1 pseudogene is annotated in these 229 nt (G+C 63.8%); it reads left to right on the forward strand.

The features are described 5' to 3' along the window. Nucleotides 1-229, forward strand: a pseudogene (locus NCT03_RS33785) (deoxyguanosinetriphosphate triphosphohydrolase); the annotation flags it as partial.

The following is a 229-nucleotide window of genomic DNA, read 5'->3' on the forward strand; positions in this document are numbered from 1 at the left end:
CGGCAACTCGGCGATCTCGGCGAGCGGTTCCTCGCAGGCAAGCAGCCTTCGCTCGAAGCACAGATCGCGAATGTCGCCGATGAAATCGCGTACAACAATCACGACGTGGACGACGGCCTGCGCTCCGGCCTCATCACGCTCGACCAGCTCGCGGAAGTGAGCGTGTGGCACACGCATTTCGAAGCGGCACGCGCGGAGTTTCCCGCCATCGAAGGGCGCAGGCTGATTC

The organism is Caballeronia sp. GAWG1-1 (assembly GCF_023631465.1).
In the GTDB taxonomy this organism is placed as follows: domain Bacteria; phylum Pseudomonadota; class Gammaproteobacteria; order Burkholderiales; family Burkholderiaceae; genus Caballeronia.